We start from the raw sequence: 18999 nt of genomic DNA, 5'->3' as shown, positions 1-18999 counted from the left end.
GTAGGTGAGACACGATCCGCCTCTCAGTACTTCAGCAGGTTGGCGTCGTCGACCGAGGCCGAGCGGCGGGTCCGGAAGATGGTCATGATGATCGCCAGCCCGACCACGACCTCGGCGGCCGCGACCAGCATCACGAACAGCGCGATCACCTGACCGCTGATGTCCCCGTGCATCCGCGCGAAGGTGACGAAGGCGAGGTTGGTGGCGTTGAGCATCAGCTCCACACCCATGAACACGATGATCGCGTTGCGCCGGACCAGGACCGTCGTGGCCCCGATCGAGAACAGCACCGCCGACAGGTACAACCACCAGTCGAGAGTCACGGCCGGCTCACTCACCCTTCCCGGAGACGTCGGACCCAGACTCTGCCTCGGGCACGGAGTCCGGCTCGGACGGCGTCAGGTCGAACGGGTCCTCGATCTCGGCGAGCACCGTGGTGACCTCGCCGGCACGCTCGGACGTCGGGCGCATCTGACCTCGCGCGGTGAGCACCCGCGAGACCGACAGCTCGCTCGGCGTCCCGTCGGGCAGCAGCGCCGGGGTGTCGACCGCGTTGTGCCGGGCGAAGACCCCGGGCGCCGGCAGCGGCGCCTTGACGATGCCCTCGCGGATCCGGCGCACGGACTGCTCGCGCTGGGTCTCCCGCGGCACGAACCGCTCGCGGTGGGCCAGGATCATCGCCCCGAGAGCGGCGGTGATCAGCAGCGCCCCGGTGGCCTCGAAAGCGAACACGTACGCACCGAAGATGTCCCCGGCCAAGGCCCCGAGGTTGCCCTCGGCGTTGACGTCGCCCAAACCCACCGGCTTGGCGAAGGTGACCCCGGCCAGTCCCGAGATCAGCAGCACGACCAGGCCCACCCCCAGCAGGGCTGCGGCCAGCCGCTGCCCCCTGATGGTCTCGACCAGGGAATCGGAGGAGTCGACGCCGACCAGCATCAACACGAACAGGAACAGCATCATCACGGCGCCGGTGTAGACGAAGATCTGCACCGCCCCGAGGAAAGCCGCCTGTTGCGCGAAATAGACCATGCCCAGGCAGATCATCACGAGGGCCATGCAGAGCGCCGCGTGCACCGCCTTCTTGGCCAGCAGCAGGCCGAGGCCGCCGAGCACCATCAGGGGTGCCACCACCCAGAACAGGGCCGTTTCGCCGCCGCTCACGAGGTCACCTCCGTGCGCCGTTCGCCGGCGTCCTCGTCGTCCGCACCGCGCCGGGCCGAGACCCACTCACGCTGCTCGTCCACGGCACCGGTGACGCTGCCCTGGTAGTAGTTGCGCTCGGTGGTACCCGGCACCATGGGGTGGGGCGCCTCGAGCATGCCGTCCAGCAGCGGCCCGAGCAGATCCTGCTTCTCGTAGATCATCTCGCCGCGGGTGTGACCGGCCAACTCGTACTCGTTGGTCATGGTCAGCGCCCGCGTCGGGCAGGCCTCGATGCAGAGCCCGCAGAAGATGCAGCGCAGGTAGTTGATCTGATAGACGCGGCCGTACCGCTCGCCCGGCGAGAAGCGCTCTTCCTCGGTGTTGTCCGCGCCCTCGACATAGATCGCATCCGCGGGACAGGCCCAGGCGCACAGCTCGCACCCGATGCACTTCTCCAGCCCGTCCGGGTGCCGGTTGAGCTGATGCCGGCCGTGGAATCGCGGCTGCGTCGGGACCTTCTCGTCCGGGTAGTACTCGGTGACCGGCTTGCGGAACATCTCCATGAAGGTGACGCCGAAGCCGGCGATGGCGGACAGCCACCCCCCGCGATCGCGCGGGTCGGCAGCACCCTGGCCGCCTGTGGTGCGATCAGCCACCGTGAACCTCCTCATCTGCCTCACCCGCGGCGGCCAGGGCCGGCCGGAGCTCGTCGTCGTCACGGCCGTTGCTGCGGATCAGCCGCTGGCCGGGCAGGGCCGGCACCGGGAAGCCACCGGCGAACGGATCGACCTCGTCCTCCGGGGTGACATGGCGGGCGGCGTCGCGTCGCTCGGCGCGGTCGACCGCGGTGAGCAGCGCACCGAAGATCACCACCAGCAGCGCGGCACCGATCCCGAGCAGCACCAACCGCTGGACGCCGGTCGCCCCCACCGAGGCCGAGTTCGCGGCACGCCAGAACGAGACCGCCACGATCCAGACCAGCGCGACCGGGATCAGCACCTTCCAGCCGAAGCGCATGAACTGGTCGTAGCGCAACCGCGGCAGCGTGCCGCGCAGCCAGATGAAGAAGAAGATGAAGCCGAGCAGCTTGGCGATGAACCAGAGCATCGGCCACCAGCCCTCGTTCAACATGCCGCCACCGATGGCCGACAGCGGCCACGGTGCCCGCCAGCCACCGAGGAACAACGTGGTGGCGATCGCCGAGACGGTGATCATGTTGACGTACTCGGCGAGGAAGAACAGGGCGAACTTGAGCGAGGAGTACTCGGTGTGGAAGCCACCGACCAGCTCGCCCTCGGCCTCGGGCAGGTCGAACGGTGCCCGGTTGGTCTCGCCGACCATGGCGATCACGTAGATCACGAACGCCACCGGCAACTGCACGATGAACCAGGACGGCATGGTCAGCCCGAACCGCTCGGCCCCGTTCGCCTGGGCCTCGACGATGGCCGAGGTCGACATCGACCCGGAGTAGAGGAACACGCTGATCAGCGCCAGCCCCATCGCGATCTCGTACGAGATCACCTGAGCCGAGGATCGCAACCCACCCAGCAGCGGATAGGTCGAGCCGGACGACCAGCCGGCCAACAGGATGCCGTAGACGCCGACGGCGGCGACGGCCAGCATGAACAGCACGGCGATCGGCAGGTCGGTCAGCTGCAGCGGGGTGACGATGTCGGTGAACGGGATCCGCGCCTCGGGGCCGAACGGGATCACCGAGAACGAGATGAAGCAGGTGACCGCCGAGATGATCGGCGCCAGGATGAAGACGAGCCGGTCGACCGCCTTCGGGATGATGTCTTCCTTCAGAGCCAGCTTCACCCCGTCGGCCAGACCCTGGATCAACCCGAACGGACCGGTGCGGTTGGGGCCGGGTCGCGACTGCATCCGCGCCACGACGCGGCGCTCGCCCCAGATGGTCAGCAGGGTGAGCACCACCAGGAAGACGAAGATGAACAGCGCCTTCCCGAACACCACCCAGCCGTTGTCCTGACTGAAGTCGACGGCAGGACCTTCTGCCGTCAGGCCCTCCGCCGTCACCGCTGCGCTCAGCATGCTCATGCCTGCTCACCCGTCCCCGCGGTCGCGGCCACTGGTCGAAGGGACACCACGGCGCCGGTGTCGGCGCCCAGGTCGGCCCGCACGGTGCAGCCGGGCGAGTTGGTCGGCAACCACACCACCCGGTCCGGCATCTCGGTGATCACCACCGGCACGGTGATCCACCCTGCATCGGTCGAGACGATGACATCGCCTCCGTCGCTCACGCCCGCCTCGGCGGCAGTGGCGGCGGACATCCGCGCCACGGCCCGGTGGGCGGTACCGGCCAGGTGCGCCTCGCCGTCCTGGCCGCGGCCCGCGTCCAGCAGCAGTGCCCAGGTGGCCAGCGCCGCGGTCCCGGCGGCCGGGGCCGGCGGGGTGCCTGCCGGAGCCATCGGGGACGGCGCGTGCAGGCCGTCCCAGGTGTCCAGCGAGGCGATCTCGCTGCGTACCTGCTCGATGCTGCGCAACCCGAGGACGACGCCCATCGCGTCGGCCACCATCTCGAGCACCCGGAAGTCGGCCAGGGCGTTGCCGGGCAGCGCGGGCTCGAACGGCCGCCACCGGCCCTCCCAGTTCACGAAGGTGCCCGCCTTCTCGGTGACCGGCGCCACCGGCAACACCACGTCGGCGCGCTGGGTCACCTCGCTGCTGCGCACCTCGAGGCTGACCAGGAAGCCGACCGTGTCCAGCGCCTTGCGGGCCAGATCGGGGCGGGGCAGGTCGCGGGGGTCGACACCGCCGACCACCAGGCCGGCCAGCTCACCACGGGCGGCGGCGGTGACGATCCCGGTGGTGTCGCGCCCGACCGTGGTCGGCAGCCCGTCGACCCCCCAGGCCGCGGCCAGGTCGACGCGCGCGGTCGGGTCGTTCACCGGACGGCCACCGGGCATCAGGTTCGGCAGCGCACCGGCCTCGACCGCGCCACGCTCCCCGGCACGACGCGGCACCCAGGCCAGTCGCGCCCCGGTCGCCTTGGCCAGGTCGAGGGCCGCGGTCAACGCCCCGGGGACGGCGGCCAGCCGCTCGCCCACCAGGATCACCGCGCCCAGGCTGCGCAACGCCTGTCCGGCGTCCGCGACCGCCTGCGGCACCTCGGCTCCGGCCGCCTGACCGGCACCGGCGATCGCCGAGATCACCTCGGTCTCGGTGCCCGGCGCCGACATCACCAGCCGTCCGTTCAGCTTGGTCAGCCCCCGGCTCGCCCAGGGCGCCACCGAGAACACCGCGAGCTTGGCGCCGGCACGCGTGGTCGCCGCCTTGCGCAGCCGCAGGAAGACGATCGGCGACTCCTCCTCGGGCTCGAACCCGAGCAGCAGCACGGCCGGGGCGGTCTCGAGTTCGCGGTAGGTCGGGCCCATCGCCCGGCCGGCCACGGCGTGCGCCAGGAAGTGCGCCTCCTCGACCGAGTGCGGGCGGGCCCGCATGTCGATGTCGTTGGTGTGCATCGCAACCCGGGCGAACTTGCCGTAGGCGTAGGCGTCCTCGACGGTCACCCGACCACCCACCAGGACGCCGACCCCGCCGTTCGCGGCCGCCGCGGCCAGTCCCCGGGCGGCGACGTCCAGCGCCTCCGGCCAGGAGGCGACCCGCAGCTCGCCGGTCTCGTCGTCGCGCACCATCGGGTGCTCGAGCCGGTCCGGAGCGGTGGTCCAAGTGAAGGCCCAGCGGCCCTTGTCGCAGTTCCAGTCCTCGTTGACCGCGGGGTCCTCGAGGGCGAGGCGGCGGGTCACGGCGCCCCGCCGGTGGTCGACCCGCAACGCGCACCCGCTGGCGCAGTGCTCGCACACGCCGGCCGAGGAGACCAGGTCGAACGGCCGTGCCCGGAACCGATAGGCGGCGCCGGTGAGGGCACCCACGGGGCAGATCTGCACCGTGTTGCCCGAGAAGTAGCTGGCGAACGGCTGGCCGCTCTCGGTGATGGCCGCATCGCCGGTGGTGGTGAAGCCCAGCACCTCGGGCGAGAAGGTCCCGATCTGCTGGTTCGCGCCGCGCATCTGCAGGTCGATGAACGGGTCGCCGGCGATCTCCTCCGAGAACCGCGTGCAGCGCTGACACAGGATGCACCGCTCGCGGTCGAGCAGCACCTGGGTCGAGATCCGGATCGGCTTGGCGAAGGTGCGCTTGACGTCGACGAACCGGGACTCGCTGCGCCCGTTGGCCAGCGCCTGGTTCTGCAACGGGCACTCGCCGCCCTTGTCACAGACCGGGCAGTCCAGCGGGTGGTTGACCAGCAGGAACTCCATGATCCCGCGCTGCGCCTTCTCGGCCACCGGCGAGGTCTGCTGGGTACGCACCACCATGCCGGGTGAGCACTCCATGGCGCAGGATGCCTGCGGCTTGGGCATCGGACGCAACGTGCCGTCCGGGCCGGGGGTGGCCACTTCGACCAGGCACTGGCGGCAGGCGCCGGCCGGGGCGAGGGCCGGGTGGTCGCAGAACCGCGGGATGGCGATCCCCAGCTGCTCGGCGGCCCGGATGATCAGCGTGCCCTTGGGCACGCTCACCTGGGCGTCGTCGATGGTCAGCGTGACCAGGTCCGGCGCTGCTGCCTGCGGCTGACCGGAGGAGTTGGCAGTCACGGTCATCGGGCGTTCGCTCCCTGGAAGAGGGCGGACCGAGCGGGATCGAACGGGCAACCGCCCTCGGTCACATGGCGGAGGTACTCGTCCCGGAAGTACTTGATGGACGACGTCACCGGGCTGGTCGCGCCGTCCCCGAGGGCGCAGAACGAGCGGCCCAGCAGGTTGTCACACACATCGAGCAGGGTGTCGAGGTCCTCCTTGGTGCCCTGGCCGCGCTCCAGCCGGTGCAGCACCTGGACCATCCAGTAGTTGCCCTCGCGACACGGCGTGCACTTGCCGCAGGACTCGTGCTTGTAGAACTCGATCCACCGCTCGACCGCCCGCACCACGCAGGTGGTCTCGTCGAAGATCTGCAGCGCCCGGGTGCCGAGCATCGAGCCCGCGGCCCCCACCGACTCGAAGTCCAGCGGGGTGTCGAGGTGCTCCTCGGTGAACAGCGGCGTCGAGGAGCCGCCCGGCGTCCAGAACTTCAGCTGGTGCCCACCGCGGACCCCGCCGGCCATGGCCAGCAGCTCGCGCAGCGTGATGCCCAGCGGGGCCTCGTACTGGCCGGGCCGGGTGACGTGACCGGACAGCGAGAAGAACCCGAAACCGGTCGAGCGCTCGGTGCCCATCGACTTGAACCACTCGGATCCGCCGGTGACGATCGACGGCACGCTGGCGATGGACTCCACGTTGTTGATCACCGTGGGGCGGGCGTACAGCCCCGCGACGGCCGGGAACGGCGGCTTCAGCCGCGGCTGTCCGCGCCGTCCCTCGAGCGAGTCGAGCAGCGCGGTCTCCTCACCACAGATGTAGGCGCCGGCGCCGGCGTGGACGACGACGTCGAGGTCGAAGCCCGAGCCGAGGATGTTGTCGCCGAGGTAACCCTTGGCCTTCGCCTCGGCGACCGCGTTCAACAGCCGGCGGTAGACGTGCACCACCTCACCGCGCAGGTAGATGAAGGCCTTGTGACACCCGATGGCGTAGCTGGTGATGATCACGCCCTCGATGAGCGCCTGGGGGTTGGCGAGCATCAAGGGGATGTCCTTGCAGGTGCCCGGCTCGGACTCGTCGGCGTTGACCACGAGATAGCGCGGTCCGCCGTCGGGCTTGGGCAGGAAGGACCACTTCATACCGGTGGGGAAGCCGGCCCCGCCGCGACCGCGCAGCCCGGAGTCCTTCACCTCGGTGATCACCGCGGAGGGGTCCATGGTCAACGCCTTGCGCAATGCGGAATACCCACCGTGCCGCTCGTAGGCGGCCATGGTGAAGGAGTCGCGCTCGTCCCAGTGTGCTGACAGCACCGGGGTCAACGTGGTCGCCACGACTAGCCCTCCTTGGTGGCCGGCGGCGCCGTCCAGTTGCTGCGCTGGGCGAGCAGGGTGCCCTCGAGCGTCGGCCCGCCGCCCTGCACCCCTTCGTTCGCGCGCCCGTCCGGGAAGCCGGCCAGCACCCGGGAGACCTCTTTGAAGCTGCAGACCTTGGCGGCGCCGCGGGTCGGCGCGACGTCGCGGCCCGCGCGCAGTTCGTCGACCAGGTTCTTGGCGGTGGTGGGCGTCTGGTTGTCGAAGAACTCCCAGTTGACCATCACCACCGGCGCGTAGTCGCAGGCCGCGTTGCACTCGACCCGTTCGAGGGTGATCGCGCCGTCCGGCGTGGTCTGGTCGTGACCGACGCCCAGGTGCTCGGCCAGTTCGTCGAAGATGGCGTCGCCACCCATCACCGCGCACAGCGTGTTGGTGCACACCCCGACGGTGTAGGTGCCGTTGGGGTTGCGCTTGTACTGGGAGTAGAAGGTGGCCACGGCCGCGACCTGCGCGGTGGTCAGGTCGAGCTGCTCGGCGCAGAACGCGATGCCGTCGGAGCTGACGAAGCCTTCTTCGCTCTGCACCAGGTGCAGCATCGGCAACAGCGCCGAGCGCGGCACCGGGTACCGGGCGATGATCGCCTGGGCATCGGCGACGAGCCGTTCCCTGGCCTCGGCTGAGATCGACATCAGCGGTCCACGCCTCCCATGACGGGGTCCAGAGAGGCCACGGCGGCGATCACGTCGGCGATCTGCGATCCCTCGCACACGGCGGCCACGGCCTGCAGGTTGACGAACGACGGGTCACGGAAGTGCGCCCGGTACGGCCGGGTGCCGCCATCCGAGACCAGGTGACAGGCGAGCTCGCCGCGGGCCGACTCGACCGCCGAGTACACCTGACCGGCCGGCACCCGGAAGCCCTCGGTGACCAGCTTGAAGTGGTGGATCAGGGCCTCCATGGAGCTGCCCATGATCTCGCGGATGTGGTTGAGGCTGTTGCCCATCCCGTCGCCGCCGACGGCGAGCTGCGCCGGCCAGGCGATCTTCGCGTCGCCGACTATCACCGGCTGACCGTCCATCGCCACCAACCGGTCGACACACTGCTCGACGATCCGCAGCGACTGCTTCATCTCCTCGATGCGGATCCGCAGCCGGCCGTAGGCGTCACAGGTGTCCCAGGTCGGCACCTCGAAGTCGTAGGTCTCGTAGCCGCAGTACGGCTCCGACTTGCGCAGGTCGTGCGGCAGGCCGGTCGAGCGCAGCACCGGGCCGGTGATGCCCAGCGCGATGCACCCGGTCAGGTCGAGGTAGCCGACATCGACCAGGCGGCCCCGCACGATCGGGTTCTCGTTCGACAGCTTCTCGATGTCGGAGATGCCGCGGTACAGGTCGGGCAGCGTCACGCGGACCCGGTCGAGGGCGCCGGGCGGGATGTCCTGTGCCAGGCCACCCGGGCGGATGTAGGCGTGGTTCATGCGCAGGCCGGTGATCAGCTCGAACAGCTGCAGCACCCGCTCGCGCTCGCGGAACCCGACGGTCATCACCGTCAGCGCGCCGATCTCCATGCCGCCGGTGGCCAGCGCCACCAGGTGCGAGGCGACCCGGTTCAGCTCCATCATCATCACCCGGATGACACTGGCCCGCTCGGGGACGTCGTCCGTGATGCCGAGCAACTTCTCGACCCCGAGGCAGTACGCCGTCTCCTGGAAGAGCGGGGTGAGGTAGTCCATGCGGGTGCAGAAGGTCACGCCCTGGGTCCAGGTGCGGAACTCCATGTTCTTCTCGATGCCGGTGTGCAGGTAGCCGATGCCGCAGCGGGCCTCGGTCACCGTCTCGCCGTCGATCTCGAGGATCAGCCGGAGCACGCCGTGGGTCGAGGGGTGCTGCGGACCCATGTTGACGACGATGCGCTCCTCGCCGAGGCTCGCGGCCTCCTCGGCGATCTCGCTCCAGTCGCCGCCGGAGGCGTTGAACACCCGGGCGTCGCCGTCGTTCGCCTCGTCACCCGCACCGCCGGTGGCGTGAACGGGGTCGTGCTGAGCGGTCTGGCTCATCAGCTGTACGACCTCCTCGTGTCGGGCGGCGGGATACTCGCACCCTTGTATTCCACCGGGATGCCACCCAGCGGGTAGTCCTTGCGCTGCGGGTGACCGGGCCAGTCGTCCGGCATCTCGATCCGAGTGAGCGCCGGGTGGCCGTCGAAGATGATCCCGAAGAAGTCCCAGACCTCCCGCTCGTGCCAGTCCGCGGTCGGGTAGAGGTCGACCGCCGAGGGCAGGTGCGGGTCGGCGTCCGGGCAGGTGACCTCGAGCCGGACGCGACGGTTGTGGGTGATCGAGAGCAGGTGGTACAGCCCGTGCAGCTCGCGCCCGACATCGTGCGGATAGTGGACGCCGCTGACGCTGACGCACATCTCGAACCGCAGGTCGGGGTCGTCGCGCAGCGCGGCGAGGACGGCGAGCAGGTGCTCGCGGCGCACGTGCAGCGAGAGCTCGTCGCGGTCGACGATCACCTTCTCGACCGCCTGGCCGGCAGCCTGCTCACCGAGCACGGTGACCAGCCGGTCGGTGACCTCGTCGAAGTAGGAGCCGTACGGCCGCGGCGAGGGCGCCGGCATCGTCACGGTGCGCACCAGACCGCCGTAGCCGGAGGTGTCACCCGACCCGTGGACGCCGAACATGCCGGTGCGGGTGTCGATCACCTCGGCCGTGGCGTCGGTGGTTGCCGGTACACCTGGCGTCGCGCCGGCAGCGCTGTTCGGGGTGGTGTCAGCGGTCTGGTCGCTCACCGCAGCAGACCCTTCATGTGGGAGGTGGGCACGGCGGCCATCGCGGCCTCCTCGGCGGCCCGGGCCGCCTCGACCCGGTTCACGCCCAGCGGCATGGCCTGGATCTTGTCGTGCAGCGTGAGGATGGCGTTCATCAACATCTCGGGCCGCGGCGGACAGCCCGGCAGGTAGATGTCGACCGGGACGATGTGATCGCAACCCTGCAGGATCGCGTAGTTGTTGAACATGCCGCCGGACGACGCACACGCGCCCATCGACAGCACCCACTTGGGCTCGACCATCTGGTCGTAGATCTGCCGCATCACCGGGGCCATCTTCTGACTCACCCGACCGGCGACGATCATCAGGTCGGCCTGGCGGGGCGAGGCCCGGAAGACCTCCATGCCGAAGCGGGCCAGGTCGTACTTGGGACCACCGGTGGCCATCATCTCGATGGCACAGCAGGCCAGACCGAAGGTTGCCGGCCACAGCGAACTCTTGCGCATGTATCCGGCCAGCACCTCGACCGTCGTCAGCAGGAAGCCGCTGGGCAGCTTCTCCTCGATTCCCATTCGACCTCTCCGTCCGAACGTGCGCGCGCGTCGTGCTGTCAGGGGATACCGGCGGCCCTGGGCCTACCCGGTCAGTCCCACTCCAGACCGCCGCGACGCCACACGTAGGCATAGGCGACGAACACCGTGACCATGAAGAGCACCATCTCGATGAGCGCGAACAGACCCAGCCGGTCGAAGGCGACCGCGAAGGGGATCAGGAACACGCTCTCGATGTCGAAGACGATGAACAGCATCGCCACGAGGTAGTACTTGATCGGGAAGCGCCCGCCCCCGGCGGCATGTGGAGTCGGCTCGATGCCGCACTCGTAGGCGTCGAGCTTGGCTCGGTTGTAGCGCTTCGGCCCGGCCAGCGCCCCCGCGCCGACGGAGAACACGGCGAACGCGGTCGCGATCGCTGCCAGAACCAGGATCGGCACGTAGGGACTCACGCGCGTTCCCTTTCCTCTCGTCGGCCGGATCGGGTCCGGCGGTGGTGCTCTGCCCTGATGACACACCTCCACCGAACGGTGGAGGCCGACTCCGGGACGTCACGCTGTGATGCAGCTCGGCCCCATCCTAGGGGGACGGGAGACCGGCCTTGGGATGCGGCGTGCCACTTCGCGACGCACGGGGTCATGTGCATTTGTGAACGATTTCACGAGTCGTTGCGGGGCGAGCATACGGGGACTCCTCGAACGCTCGGCGCGCGCCCCGCGCGGCGATCGGTCGAACGGAGGGGACGTCGGCTCGAGCGAGCTCGCAGCGGGGCCGAACGGCCCCGCTCCTCAGGGACGGGTGGCGCGGTGGAGCGCCACGATGCCCCCGCTCAGATTGCGATAGGCGACGTCGTCCCAGCCCGCCGTGCGGATCAGCGCGGCGAGCGCGAGCTGGTCGGGCCAGGCCCGGATCGACTCGGCGAGATAGGTGTAGGAGTCCGGGCTGGACGAGACCGTCCGGGCCACGGCCGGCAGCAGCCGCATCAGGTACCCGCCGTAGAGCGCGCGGAACGGCGCCCACGACGGTTGCGAGAACTCACAGATCACCAACCGGCCGCCGTGGCGGCTGACCCGGCGCAGCTCGACCAGCGCCGCCTCGGTGTCGACCACGTTGCGCAGCCCGAACGAGATGGTCACCGCGTCGAAGACGCCATCCGCGAACGGCAGGTGCAGGGCATCGCCGGCCACGAAGGACAGCTCGGGGTTGCGCCGTGTCCCGGCCTGCAGCATGCCGAGAGAGAAGTCACAGGACACCACGTGGGCGCCGGCGTCGACGAAGGGCTCACTCGAGGTGCCGGTTCCCGCGGCGAGGTCGAGCACCCGTTCGCCGGGGCGCACGTCGAGCGCCCGGCGCACCTGCTCGCGCCACCGCCGGTCCTGGCGTAGCGAGAGCACGCTGTTCGTGTGGTCGTAGCGCGGAGCTACCTCGTCGAACATCGCCGCGACCTCGTGCGGCTGCTTGTCCAGGTTGGCGCGGGGCATGGGCGAATGGTTGCACGAGCATCGATGGGCGCGCCGTACCCTGGTGGGGCGATGACCACCGACCCTGTCGGTGTGCCCCTCGTGGTGCGCACCCTGCCGCTGAGCGACCCCGGGCCGCTGTTGGCGCTGCTCCCCCGGACGGCGCCGCTGGCCTGGGTGCGCCGTGGCGAGGGCATCGTCGGGTGGGGAAGCGTGGCGCGGATCGACCTCCCGCCGGGCCGCCGCGAGAACTCCCCGCTGCACCAGGCCGACCGGGTGTGGTCCGATCTGGTGGCCCACGCCTTGGTGCGTGACGTCGTCGGGCTGCCCGGCTCGGGGCTGGTGGCCTTCGGTTCGTTCAGCTTCGCCACCACCTCGCCCGCCGGCGCCGTCCTGGTGGTGCCCGAGGTGGTGGTCGGCCACCGGGCCGGGCAATGGTGGTTGACCACGGTGAGCGCCGGAGGGCTGCCGCCGCCGCCGGATCTGCCGGACATCGAGCCGGTCACCTCCCCCGGGGAGGTCTCGTTCGCCGATGGCGCGCTCGGCGCGACGCAGTGGGCCGGTGCGGTGGCCGAGGCGATCGATGCCATCGCCGCCGGCCAGGTCGACAAGGTGGTGCTGGCCCGCGACATGGAGGCCCGCACCGAGCAGGAGATCGACCCGCGGTGGCCGCTGCGCCGGCTGGCCGAGCGCTACCCCGGCTGCTTCACCTTCAGCGTCGACGGCCTGATCGGGGCGACGCCGGAGTTGCTCGTGCGGCGCGAGAAGGGCCTGGTCACCTCACGGGTGCTGGCCGGCACGATCCGGCGTACCGGGGACGACGCCCGCGACCTGTCGCTCGCGGCCTCGCTGGCGCGGTCGAGCAAGGACCTCGAGGAGCACGAGTACGCGGTGCGCTCGGTGGCCGATGCGCTCACCCCGCACTGCACCTCGACGAACGTGCCCGAATCGCCGTTCGTGCTGCACCTGGCGAACGTGATGCACCTGGCCACCGACGTCACCGGGGTACTGGCTGATGCGTCGTCCTCGCTCGCGCTGGCCGAGGCACTGCACCCCTCGGCCGCGGTGTGCGGTACCCCCACCGAGGACGCCGCCGAGCTGATCGATCGTCTCGAGGGCATGGACCGCGGTCGCTATGCCGGGCCGGTCGGCTGGATCGATGCCGAGGGCGACGGCGAGTGGGGTCTGGCGCTGCGCTGCGGCCACCTCGACCCGGCCGATCCGCACGGCATCCGGTTGTTCGCCGGCTGCGGCATCGTCGCCGGCTCGGACCCCGAGGCCGAGCTGGCCGAGTCGGTCGCCAAGCTGGTGCCGATGCGAGATGCCCTCGCCACCTGAGGATTTCGCCGCGCCGCGCCGCCCGCGCCACCTGGGTAGCCCCCGTGATCACGTTGAAGATCACGTTGAAGACTCACGGCTCACACGAAGATCACGGTGAAGGGTTCGTCTGCACAGATGCGACAGATTCCTTCAACGTGATCTTCAACGTGATCACGGGTGAGGCGGGGTGGGTTCCGGCTGCGCAGCGACGACGTCAGCGACGACCTCACCGACACCGGCATCAACAGCGGCATCGACAGCCGCACCAACAGCGGCATCGACAGCGGCACCGACAGCGGCCTGGACGGCGGCGCGGATCGCGGCATGCCGAGTGCGCAGGGTGGCCCGATCGGCGGGAACCTCGACCACGTTCAGGCCGGGATCGGGTTGCGCCAGAAGCTCTTCCGCCTCAGCGAGGGTGTTCGCCCGGCGATGCGGGACGGCGTAGCCGCGGCACAGTGCGGCCAGATCGGCGGCGTGCGGCGTGCCGAAGAGCACCTCGAACCGCTCGTGCTCGGCAGCGTCCCGCTCGGCCAGCTCACCGTATTCGAGCATCGAGAAGATGCCCCCGCCGGCGTCATTGAGCACCACGATCTGCAGCTGGGGGCGCGCCTCGTCCAGTGGCACCAGCAGGGCGCCGACGTCGTGCAGGAACGCCAGATCCCCGATCAGGACGCGTGTGGGTCCACCGGAGGCGAGCGCGTGACCCACCGCGGTGGAGAGGGTTCCGTCGATACCGGCGAGGCCCCGGTTGGCCAGCACCACCACGTCGTCCGGCAGGGTGCCGCCCGCCAGATCGAGGTCACGGATCGGATTGCTGGCCGCCGAGATGAGGGTCTCCCCCGGGCGCAGTGAGCGCACCACCGCACGGGCCAGCGCAGGCCCGCCCGGGGTGGGCTCGGCGTCCAGCACCTCGTCGAGCGCGCGGCGGGCGGCGCGATCGGCGACCGCCCAGTGCGCTGCCCACGGGTCATCGAGGCCGTCGGTGTCGGGATCGACGCGCACCAGGTGCGCCCGGCGTACCGGCCGGGGCGGCACGGGCCAGTCCGGGTGTGGTGAGGCGAGCACCACCTCGACGTCCTCGCGGGCCAGCAAGCGGGCCACCGGCCGGGACAGCGTGGGCCGACCGAAGACCACCACCCGCTCGATCGCCCCACCCCAGGCAGGCAGGTCGAGCAGCAGCCGGTACGGCCCCACGGCCCGGACGCCGCCCCGAGCGCCGGACGACGGCTCGGCCAGCAGGGGCCACCCCACCGACTCGGCGAGCAGCCTCGCCCCCACCCCGGCGCCGTCCCCGGCCACGACCACGCTCCGGGGGCCGCGGGGCAACGTGGTGATCGATCCGGCCACCGGAGCGACCGCGGCCACCGGCCGGGGCAGGCGCTGGGGTCGGAGCTGGGGTAGGGGCAGGGTGCCCCGGGGTGTCGTCGGTCCGGCGGGCAGCAGCGGTTCGGGCAGGCAGAGATTGAGGTGTACCGGTCCGGGCCGGGAATTGCCGACACCGCAGGCATGTTCCAGGACGGCAATCAGGTGCCCGAGGTCGGCCTCCGCCGTGTCGAGCCGGGCGCGCAGGGCCTCACCGAACAGGTCCGACTGGAGTTCGGTGGTCTGGTTGGCCCAGGTACCCCGCAGGGCGGCGGGCCGATCGGCACTGACCACGATCAACGGGACTCCCGCGTGATGCGCCTCGAGCACCGCAGGGTGCAGGTTCGCCACCGCCGTGCCCGACGTGGTGACGACCGCCGCAGGTGCCGCGGCGCGGGCCATGCCCAGGGCCGTGAAGCCAGCCACCCGCTCGTCGTGACGGACCCAGAGCCGCAGCTCGCCGTCCTGCTGCGCGCGGGCCAAGCGGTAAGCCAACGGCGCGCTGCGCGAGCCGGGGCACAGGACGACGTGCCGCACCCCGCAGCTGACCAGTGCCGTGACAGCGGCCTCTGCCACGGCGTGGGACGGCGTCATGCCCGCCATCCTGACCTATGGCCGAATCGCTCGACAGCGCGGTGTGGTCAGCGGCGGTGACGATGCCGTCCGGTCCGATGACGGTGACCGGGTCGGCTGTCCCGGTCGCGCCGGGCGATCCGACGCGGAGCGACGGTGCGCGCGGCCGAGGAGCCGACCACCCGCGCCGCCCTTGTGGTTGAGGGCGCCGCCCGGGAGCCGGCCAGCGCGGATCGTGCGCTCGACCCCGCCGCGGGCCGCGTCGTACGGGACGACGAGGTGTCCCCGTCGGAGGCCGGTGGCGTGTCACGGGACGTGGCATCCAGTCCACCACGACTGACCGTGGCGCCGGCCTGACCGAGGACGGGTGCCGAGACGGCCATCACGGTCTCGAGGTCCCGCGCCTGAGTGGCTCCCAAGGCGGTCAGAACCGTGGCGGCGACCGCGAGTGCTCCTCGCGTCACCCGGCTCGGCATGTCGCGATCAGCCGTTCCCGACGGTGCCGGCGAGGACCGCCAGGCGAGCCAGGAGGACGGCATTGTCGGGGACGGCGGCGATGCCGTTCGGACCCATGGCCGGCCCGGGGCATCGATGGCGCGCTCTCGAGATGACCTCGACGGCCACGGGCTGGGCCGGCTCGGCCGGCGTCGCCCCGATCGACTGCTGCACCACAACGACCGGGACGTCGACCGGCACCGGGGCCACCCGAGCCGGCGTCTGCTCGATCGGCGGCGCCTCGGCCGGGGTCACCGGCACCGGGGGGGTCACGACGGGCGGAACCTCGACCTGCGGGGCCTCTAGCGGCGGGGCGTCCACCGGCGGCGTCTCCACCGGAGGTGTCACGACGGGAGGCGACTCGACCGGCGGTGTCTGCACCGGCGGCGTCTCCACGGGCGGGGTCACGACCGGCGGAACCTCGACCGGCGGCGTCACCACGGGCGGCGTCTCGGCGTCTCGACCGGCGGCGTCACCACGGGCGGCGTCACGACGGGAGGCGTCTCCACGGGCGGCGTCACGACGGGCGGCGTCACCACCGGCGGCGTCACCACGGGCGGCTCGACCGGTGCGGGCGCCGGGGCCGGCGCGACCGGTTCGGGAGCGGGTGCCACCGGCTTCGGCGCGGGTGCCACCGGCTCGGGCAGAGGGGCCGGCTCGACCGGTTCGGGGGCAGGCGCCGGGGCATGCTCGACCGGCACGGGCGCGGGCTCGACCGGAGGCTTCGGCGCGGGGGGCTGCTCGACCGGGCCCTGATCGGCGGGGGTTTCCTCATCGATGCCGGTCACGGGCGGGACCGGATCCACCACCGGAGGCGTGGCGTCGACCAGAGGCTGAAGGACGGGACCGCCCAACTGATCTGTCGCCGTCCCACCACGTGTCACGGGGGGCGTGGCCCCGGGGGTCTCGGCGTCCGAGGTCGTATCCAAGCCACCCCGGCTCACGCCGGCGCCGGAGTCCGGCTGGTCGCCCGAGGCCGCCGGAGCCGTCGTGGCACCGGTGCTCTGGATGGTGTCCGGAACGGAGTACGCGACGACGTCCCCGTCGTCACCCGCCTGAGTGGCACCGAACGTCACCAGGGAGGAGGCGGCAACAGCCAATGCCCCCCACAGCACCCTGCGCGTGACGACGTCACGCCCCATGTTCTCGGCCACGATGTGGCAGCCCTCTTCCCGCACGCATCCGAAACAACGACTGAGATCACCTGACGGCAACCTGAGCCGAAGCGTAGTCGCCCCTGACGAATCGCATCAGAGATGTCCGCCGTTCGTACCCAGAGTGACCGCGATATGCAAGAAGTGGCGCACAGTTCAGCACCCAGAGTCACGGCGAGGCCCGAACGGTGAGCCCGAACGAGTGCACCGTTCAGTGCAACTCGAGGTGCTTCGCACTCACCACGGCATGACACCGCGCCAATCGCTCGAGCCACCAACTGCGCCGCTCGGCCGAGGCCCCCACCCGGGCCAGACAGCTCAGCTCGGCCTCGACGGTTCGCACCCGTACCCGGCCCGCCTCGGCCTGCAGCGGCCGGGGGGTGACGTCGGCCGCGAGCAGAGACGCGGTGCCCAGGCCGCAGGCGTACGGCAGCTCCGGCAGCGCGGCAGCCAATCGCACCCCGGCGGCCAGACCGACCGAGGTGTCGAGAGCGGAGGAGACCACCACCGCGACCGCGAAGTCGGCGTGCAGCCGGGTGGCGACCTCGAGGGCGGCTCGCACGCCACCGAGCGGGGCGACCTTCAGGACGACGACGTCCGCGGCGCCCGCCACGGCGACCCGCAGCGGATCGGTCGCCTTGCGCACGCTCTCGTCGGCGGCCACCGGGACATCGATGCCGTGACGGGCGAGCTCGATCCGCAGCGATCGCAACTCGTCGAGGGTGGCGCACGGCTGCTCGGCGTACTCCAGGTCGAACCTGCTCAGCGCCGCGAGGGCCCGGCGCGCCTGCTCGACGTCCCAGGCGGCATTGGCGTCGACGCGAAGGCGGCCCGCCGGGCCGAGCAGGGAACGCACCTCGCCGACGCGGGCGACGTCGTCCGCCAGCGACTGGCCGGGCTCGGCGACCTTGACCTTGGCCGTGGTGCAGCCGTCGAAGCGGGCCAGGACGGCGGCGACCGCCTCCGGGGGTATCGCGGGGATCGTCGCGTTCACCGGGACGGCGTCCCGCACCGTCGGCAGCGGCGGCGACCAGGCTGCCTCGATCGCACTGGACAGCCATCGGCTCGCCTCGGCGTCGTCGTATTCGACGAAGGGCGCGAACTCGCCCCAGCCGTGGGGTCCACGCAGGAGGAGGGCCTCACGGGCGGTGATGCCGCGGAACCGGACCCGCAGCGGCAGCGAGACCACGGCACTGGCCGCGAGCAGCTCGTCCAGCGGGGGCGGGGCAACCAAGGGGTCGGGCACCGCCCTATTCTCGGCCCCTGTGAGCAACGATCAGGTTTCGGAGATCTTCGACCCCGCGGTGTGGCAGCCGGTGCCCGGCTTCGAGCTGACCGATCTGACCTATCACCGGTGCGTGGTGGACGGGCCGGCGCGGGGCACCGTGCGGGTGGCGTTCGACCGGCCCGAGGTGCGCAACGCGTTCCGGCCCCACACCGTCGACGAGCTGTACCGGGTGCTCGATCACGCCCGGATGACCCCGGATGTCGGGTGCGTCCTGCTGACCGGCAACGGGCCGAGCCCGCGCGATGGTGGCTGGTCGTTCTGTTCCGGTGGCGACCAGCGGATCAGGGGTCGGTCGGGCTACCAGTACGCCGCCGGCGAGACCGCAGACACCGTGGACGACGCACGCACCCGTGCGCACGGCGGGCGGCTGCACATCCTCGAGGTGCAGCGGCTGATCCGGACCATGCCCAAGGTGGTCGTCGCGGTGGTGCCCGGCTGGGCGGCCGGAGGCGGGCACAGCCTGCACGTGATCTGCGACCTGACGATCGCCAGCCGCGAGCACGCCCGGTTCAAGCAGACCGACGCCGACGTGGGGTCGTTCGACGCCGGCTACGGCTCGGCCTATCTGGCCAAGATGGTCGGCCAGAAGTTCGCCCGCGAGATCTTCTTCCTGGGGCGGGCCTACGACGCCGAGGCCATGCAGCGGATGGGTGCGGTCAACATCGTCGCCGACCACGCCGACCTCGAGGCGGTGGCGCTGGAGGTGGCCGCCGAGATCCTCGGCAAGAGCCCTACCGCGCAGCGGATGCTGAAGTTCGCCTTCAACCTGACCGACGACGGCCTGATGGGCCAGCAGGTGTTCGCCGGCGAGGCGACCCGCTTGGCGTACATGACCGACGAGGCCGTCGAAGGCCGGGACTCGTTCCTGCAGAAGCGATCCCCCGACTGGTCGGACTATCCCTGGTACTACTGATGTGGGGATTCTGTGTGGCGAAAGTGGGGCCATAGGCCGACTTTGACCGCACACAATCGCTGG

18 protein-coding genes are annotated in these 18999 nt (G+C 71.1%); 2 read left to right on the top strand and 16 right to left on the bottom strand.

Annotation, left to right across the window (positions count from 1 at the left end; all coding sequences use genetic code 11):
- Positions 1–23 precede the first annotated feature (23 nt).
- From nuoK to IPK24_09500, 12 genes are all read right to left on the bottom strand, one after another.
- Positions 24–323 (bottom strand): NADH-quinone oxidoreductase subunit NuoK, encoded by a 300-nt coding sequence (nuoK, locus tag IPK24_09555; protein MBK8075796.1) that lies wholly within the window; start codon positions 321–323, stop codon positions 24–26.
- Positions 324–330: 7 nt separating this feature from the next.
- Positions 331–1161 carry an NADH-quinone oxidoreductase subunit J gene (locus IPK24_09550; protein ID MBK8075795.1) on the bottom strand — a complete coding sequence of 277 codons (831 nt, stop codon included), beginning with the start codon at positions 1159–1161 and terminating at the stop codon, positions 331–333.
- Positions 1158–1814 (bottom strand): NADH-quinone oxidoreductase subunit NuoI, encoded by a 657-nt coding sequence (gene nuoI / locus IPK24_09545; GenBank protein MBK8075794.1) that lies wholly within the window; start codon positions 1812–1814, stop codon positions 1158–1160. Before nuoI ends, IPK24_09550 begins: the two co-directional genes overlap by 4 nt.
- On the bottom strand, positions 1792–3195 hold the full coding sequence (gene nuoH / locus IPK24_09540; GenBank protein ID MBK8075793.1) for an NADH-quinone oxidoreductase subunit NuoH: 1404 nt from the start codon (positions 3193–3195) through the stop codon (positions 1792–1794). The genes nuoI and nuoH overlap by 23 nt, the downstream gene beginning before the upstream one ends.
- A gap of 2 nt (positions 3196–3197) precedes the next feature.
- Entirely contained in the window at positions 3198–5765 is a 2568-nt protein-coding gene (locus IPK24_09535) for an NADH-quinone oxidoreductase subunit G (protein MBK8075792.1), read from the bottom strand.
- Positions 5762–7009 (bottom strand): NADH-quinone oxidoreductase subunit NuoF, encoded by a 1248-nt coding sequence (gene nuoF / locus IPK24_09530; GenBank protein MBK8075791.1) that lies wholly within the window; start codon positions 7007–7009, stop codon positions 5762–5764. Before nuoF ends, IPK24_09535 begins: the two co-directional genes overlap by 4 nt.
- A 62-nt stretch (positions 7010–7071) precedes the next feature.
- Positions 7072–7740 carry an NADH-quinone oxidoreductase subunit NuoE gene (nuoE, locus tag IPK24_09525; GenBank protein ID MBK8075790.1) on the bottom strand — a complete coding sequence of 223 codons (669 nt, stop codon included), beginning with the start codon at positions 7738–7740 and terminating at the stop codon, positions 7072–7074.
- Complete coding sequence (locus IPK24_09520; protein MBK8075789.1) at positions 7740–9104, bottom strand: NADH-quinone oxidoreductase subunit D; 1365 nt, start codon at positions 9102–9104, stop codon at positions 7740–7742. Before IPK24_09520 ends, nuoE begins: the two co-directional genes overlap by 1 nt.
- A complete protein-coding gene (locus tag IPK24_09515; protein ID MBK8075788.1) occupies positions 9104–9838 on the bottom strand; it encodes an NADH-quinone oxidoreductase subunit C in 735 nt (244 codons plus the stop codon). The genes IPK24_09520 and IPK24_09515 overlap by 1 nt, the downstream gene beginning before the upstream one ends.
- A complete protein-coding gene (locus tag IPK24_09510; protein ID MBK8075787.1) occupies positions 9835–10389 on the bottom strand; it encodes an NADH-quinone oxidoreductase subunit B in 555 nt (184 codons plus the stop codon). Before IPK24_09510 ends, IPK24_09515 begins: the two co-directional genes overlap by 4 nt.
- Positions 10390–10460: 71 nt before the next feature.
- The gene (locus IPK24_09505; protein MBK8075786.1) at positions 10461–10820 is read right to left on the bottom strand and encodes an NADH-quinone oxidoreductase subunit A; all 360 of its coding nucleotides are present in this window, start codon (positions 10818–10820) and stop codon (positions 10461–10463) included.
- A gap of 336 nt (positions 10821–11156) precedes the next feature.
- Complete coding sequence (locus IPK24_09500; GenBank protein ID MBK8075785.1) at positions 11157–11849, bottom strand: demethylmenaquinone methyltransferase; 693 nt, start codon at positions 11847–11849, stop codon at positions 11157–11159.
- A 51-nt stretch (positions 11850–11900) separates the two neighbouring features.
- Here IPK24_09500 and IPK24_09495 point away from each other — a divergent pair, with 51 nt between their 5' ends.
- Positions 11901–13166, top strand: coding sequence for a chorismate-binding protein (locus tag IPK24_09495; protein MBK8075784.1), 1266 nt, complete (start codon positions 11901–11903; stop codon positions 13164–13166).
- Between the two features lie 153 nt (positions 13167–13319).
- Here IPK24_09495 and menD read toward each other — a convergent pair whose 3' ends face one another.
- From menD to IPK24_09475, 4 genes are all read right to left on the bottom strand, one after another.
- Positions 13320–15107 carry a 2-succinyl-5-enolpyruvyl-6-hydroxy-3-cyclohexene-1-carboxylic-acid synthase gene (gene menD / locus IPK24_09490; GenBank protein ID MBK8075783.1) on the bottom strand — a complete coding sequence of 596 codons (1788 nt, stop codon included), beginning with the start codon at positions 15105–15107 and terminating at the stop codon, positions 13320–13322.
- Between the two features lie 462 nt (positions 15108–15569).
- A complete protein-coding gene (locus tag IPK24_09485; GenBank protein ID MBK8075782.1) occupies positions 15570–15989 on the bottom strand; it encodes a hypothetical protein in 420 nt (139 codons plus the stop codon).
- 26 nt (positions 15990–16015) lie between these two features.
- Positions 16016–16735, bottom strand: coding sequence for a hypothetical protein (locus IPK24_09480; protein MBK8075781.1), 720 nt, complete (start codon positions 16733–16735; stop codon positions 16016–16018).
- A gap of 211 nt (positions 16736–16946) precedes the next feature.
- Positions 16947–17969: an o-succinylbenzoate synthase gene (locus tag IPK24_09475; GenBank protein ID MBK8075780.1), complete on the bottom strand. Its 1023-nt coding sequence runs from the start codon at positions 17967–17969 to the stop codon at positions 16947–16949.
- Here IPK24_09475 and IPK24_09470 point away from each other — a divergent pair.
- Positions 17887–18936 (top strand): 1,4-dihydroxy-2-naphthoyl-CoA synthase, encoded by a 1050-nt coding sequence (locus tag IPK24_09470; protein ID MBK8075779.1) that lies wholly within the window; start codon positions 17887–17889, stop codon positions 18934–18936. The genes IPK24_09475 and IPK24_09470 overlap by 83 nt on opposite strands.
- Positions 18937–18999 lie beyond the last annotated feature (63 nt).

Source organism: Kineosporiaceae bacterium (assembly GCA_016713225.1).
In the GTDB taxonomy this organism is placed as follows: domain Bacteria; phylum Actinomycetota; class Actinomycetes; order Actinomycetales; family Kineosporiaceae; genus JADJPO01.
The sequence above is the reverse complement of the archived record's forward strand: the minus strand, read 5'-3'. Positions and strand labels throughout refer to the sequence as shown.

Bases quoted from the DNA above. Each gene is read 5' to 3' on its own strand.
- IPK24_09495 (MBK8075784.1), top strand. From the start codon at position 11,901: ATGACCACCGACCCTGTCGGTGTGCCCCTCGTGGTGCGCACCCTGCCG.
- IPK24_09470 (MBK8075779.1), top strand. From the start codon at position 17,887: ATGCCGCGGAACCGGACCCGCAGCGGCAGCGAGACCACGGCACTGGCC.
- IPK24_09535 (MBK8075792.1), bottom strand. From the start codon at position 5,765: ATGACCGTGACTGCCAACTCCTCCGGTCAGCCGCAGGCAGCAGCGCCG.
- IPK24_09510 (MBK8075787.1), bottom strand. From the start codon at position 10,389: ATGGGAATCGAGGAGAAGCTGCCCAGCGGCTTCCTGCTGACGACGGTC.
- IPK24_09500 (MBK8075785.1), bottom strand. From the start codon at position 11,849: ATGCCCCGCGCCAACCTGGACAAGCAGCCGCACGAGGTCGCGGCGATG.
- nuoE (MBK8075790.1), bottom strand. From the start codon at position 7,740: ATGTCGATCTCAGCCGAGGCCAGGGAACGGCTCGTCGCCGATGCCCAG.
- IPK24_09520 (MBK8075789.1), bottom strand. From the start codon at position 9,104: ATGAGCCAGACCGCTCAGCACGACCCCGTTCACGCCACCGGCGGTGCG.
- nuoI (MBK8075794.1), bottom strand. From the start codon at position 1,814: ATGAGGAGGTTCACGGTGGCTGATCGCACCACAGGCGGCCAGGGTGCT.
- menD (MBK8075783.1), bottom strand. From the start codon at position 15,107: ATGACGCCGTCCCACGCCGTGGCAGAGGCCGCTGTCACGGCACTGGTC.
- nuoF (MBK8075791.1), bottom strand. From the start codon at position 7,009: ATGGCCGCCTACGAGCGGCACGGTGGGTATTCCGCATTGCGCAAGGCG.
- nuoH (MBK8075793.1), bottom strand. From the start codon at position 3,195: ATGCTGAGCGCAGCGGTGACGGCGGAGGGCCTGACGGCAGAAGGTCCT.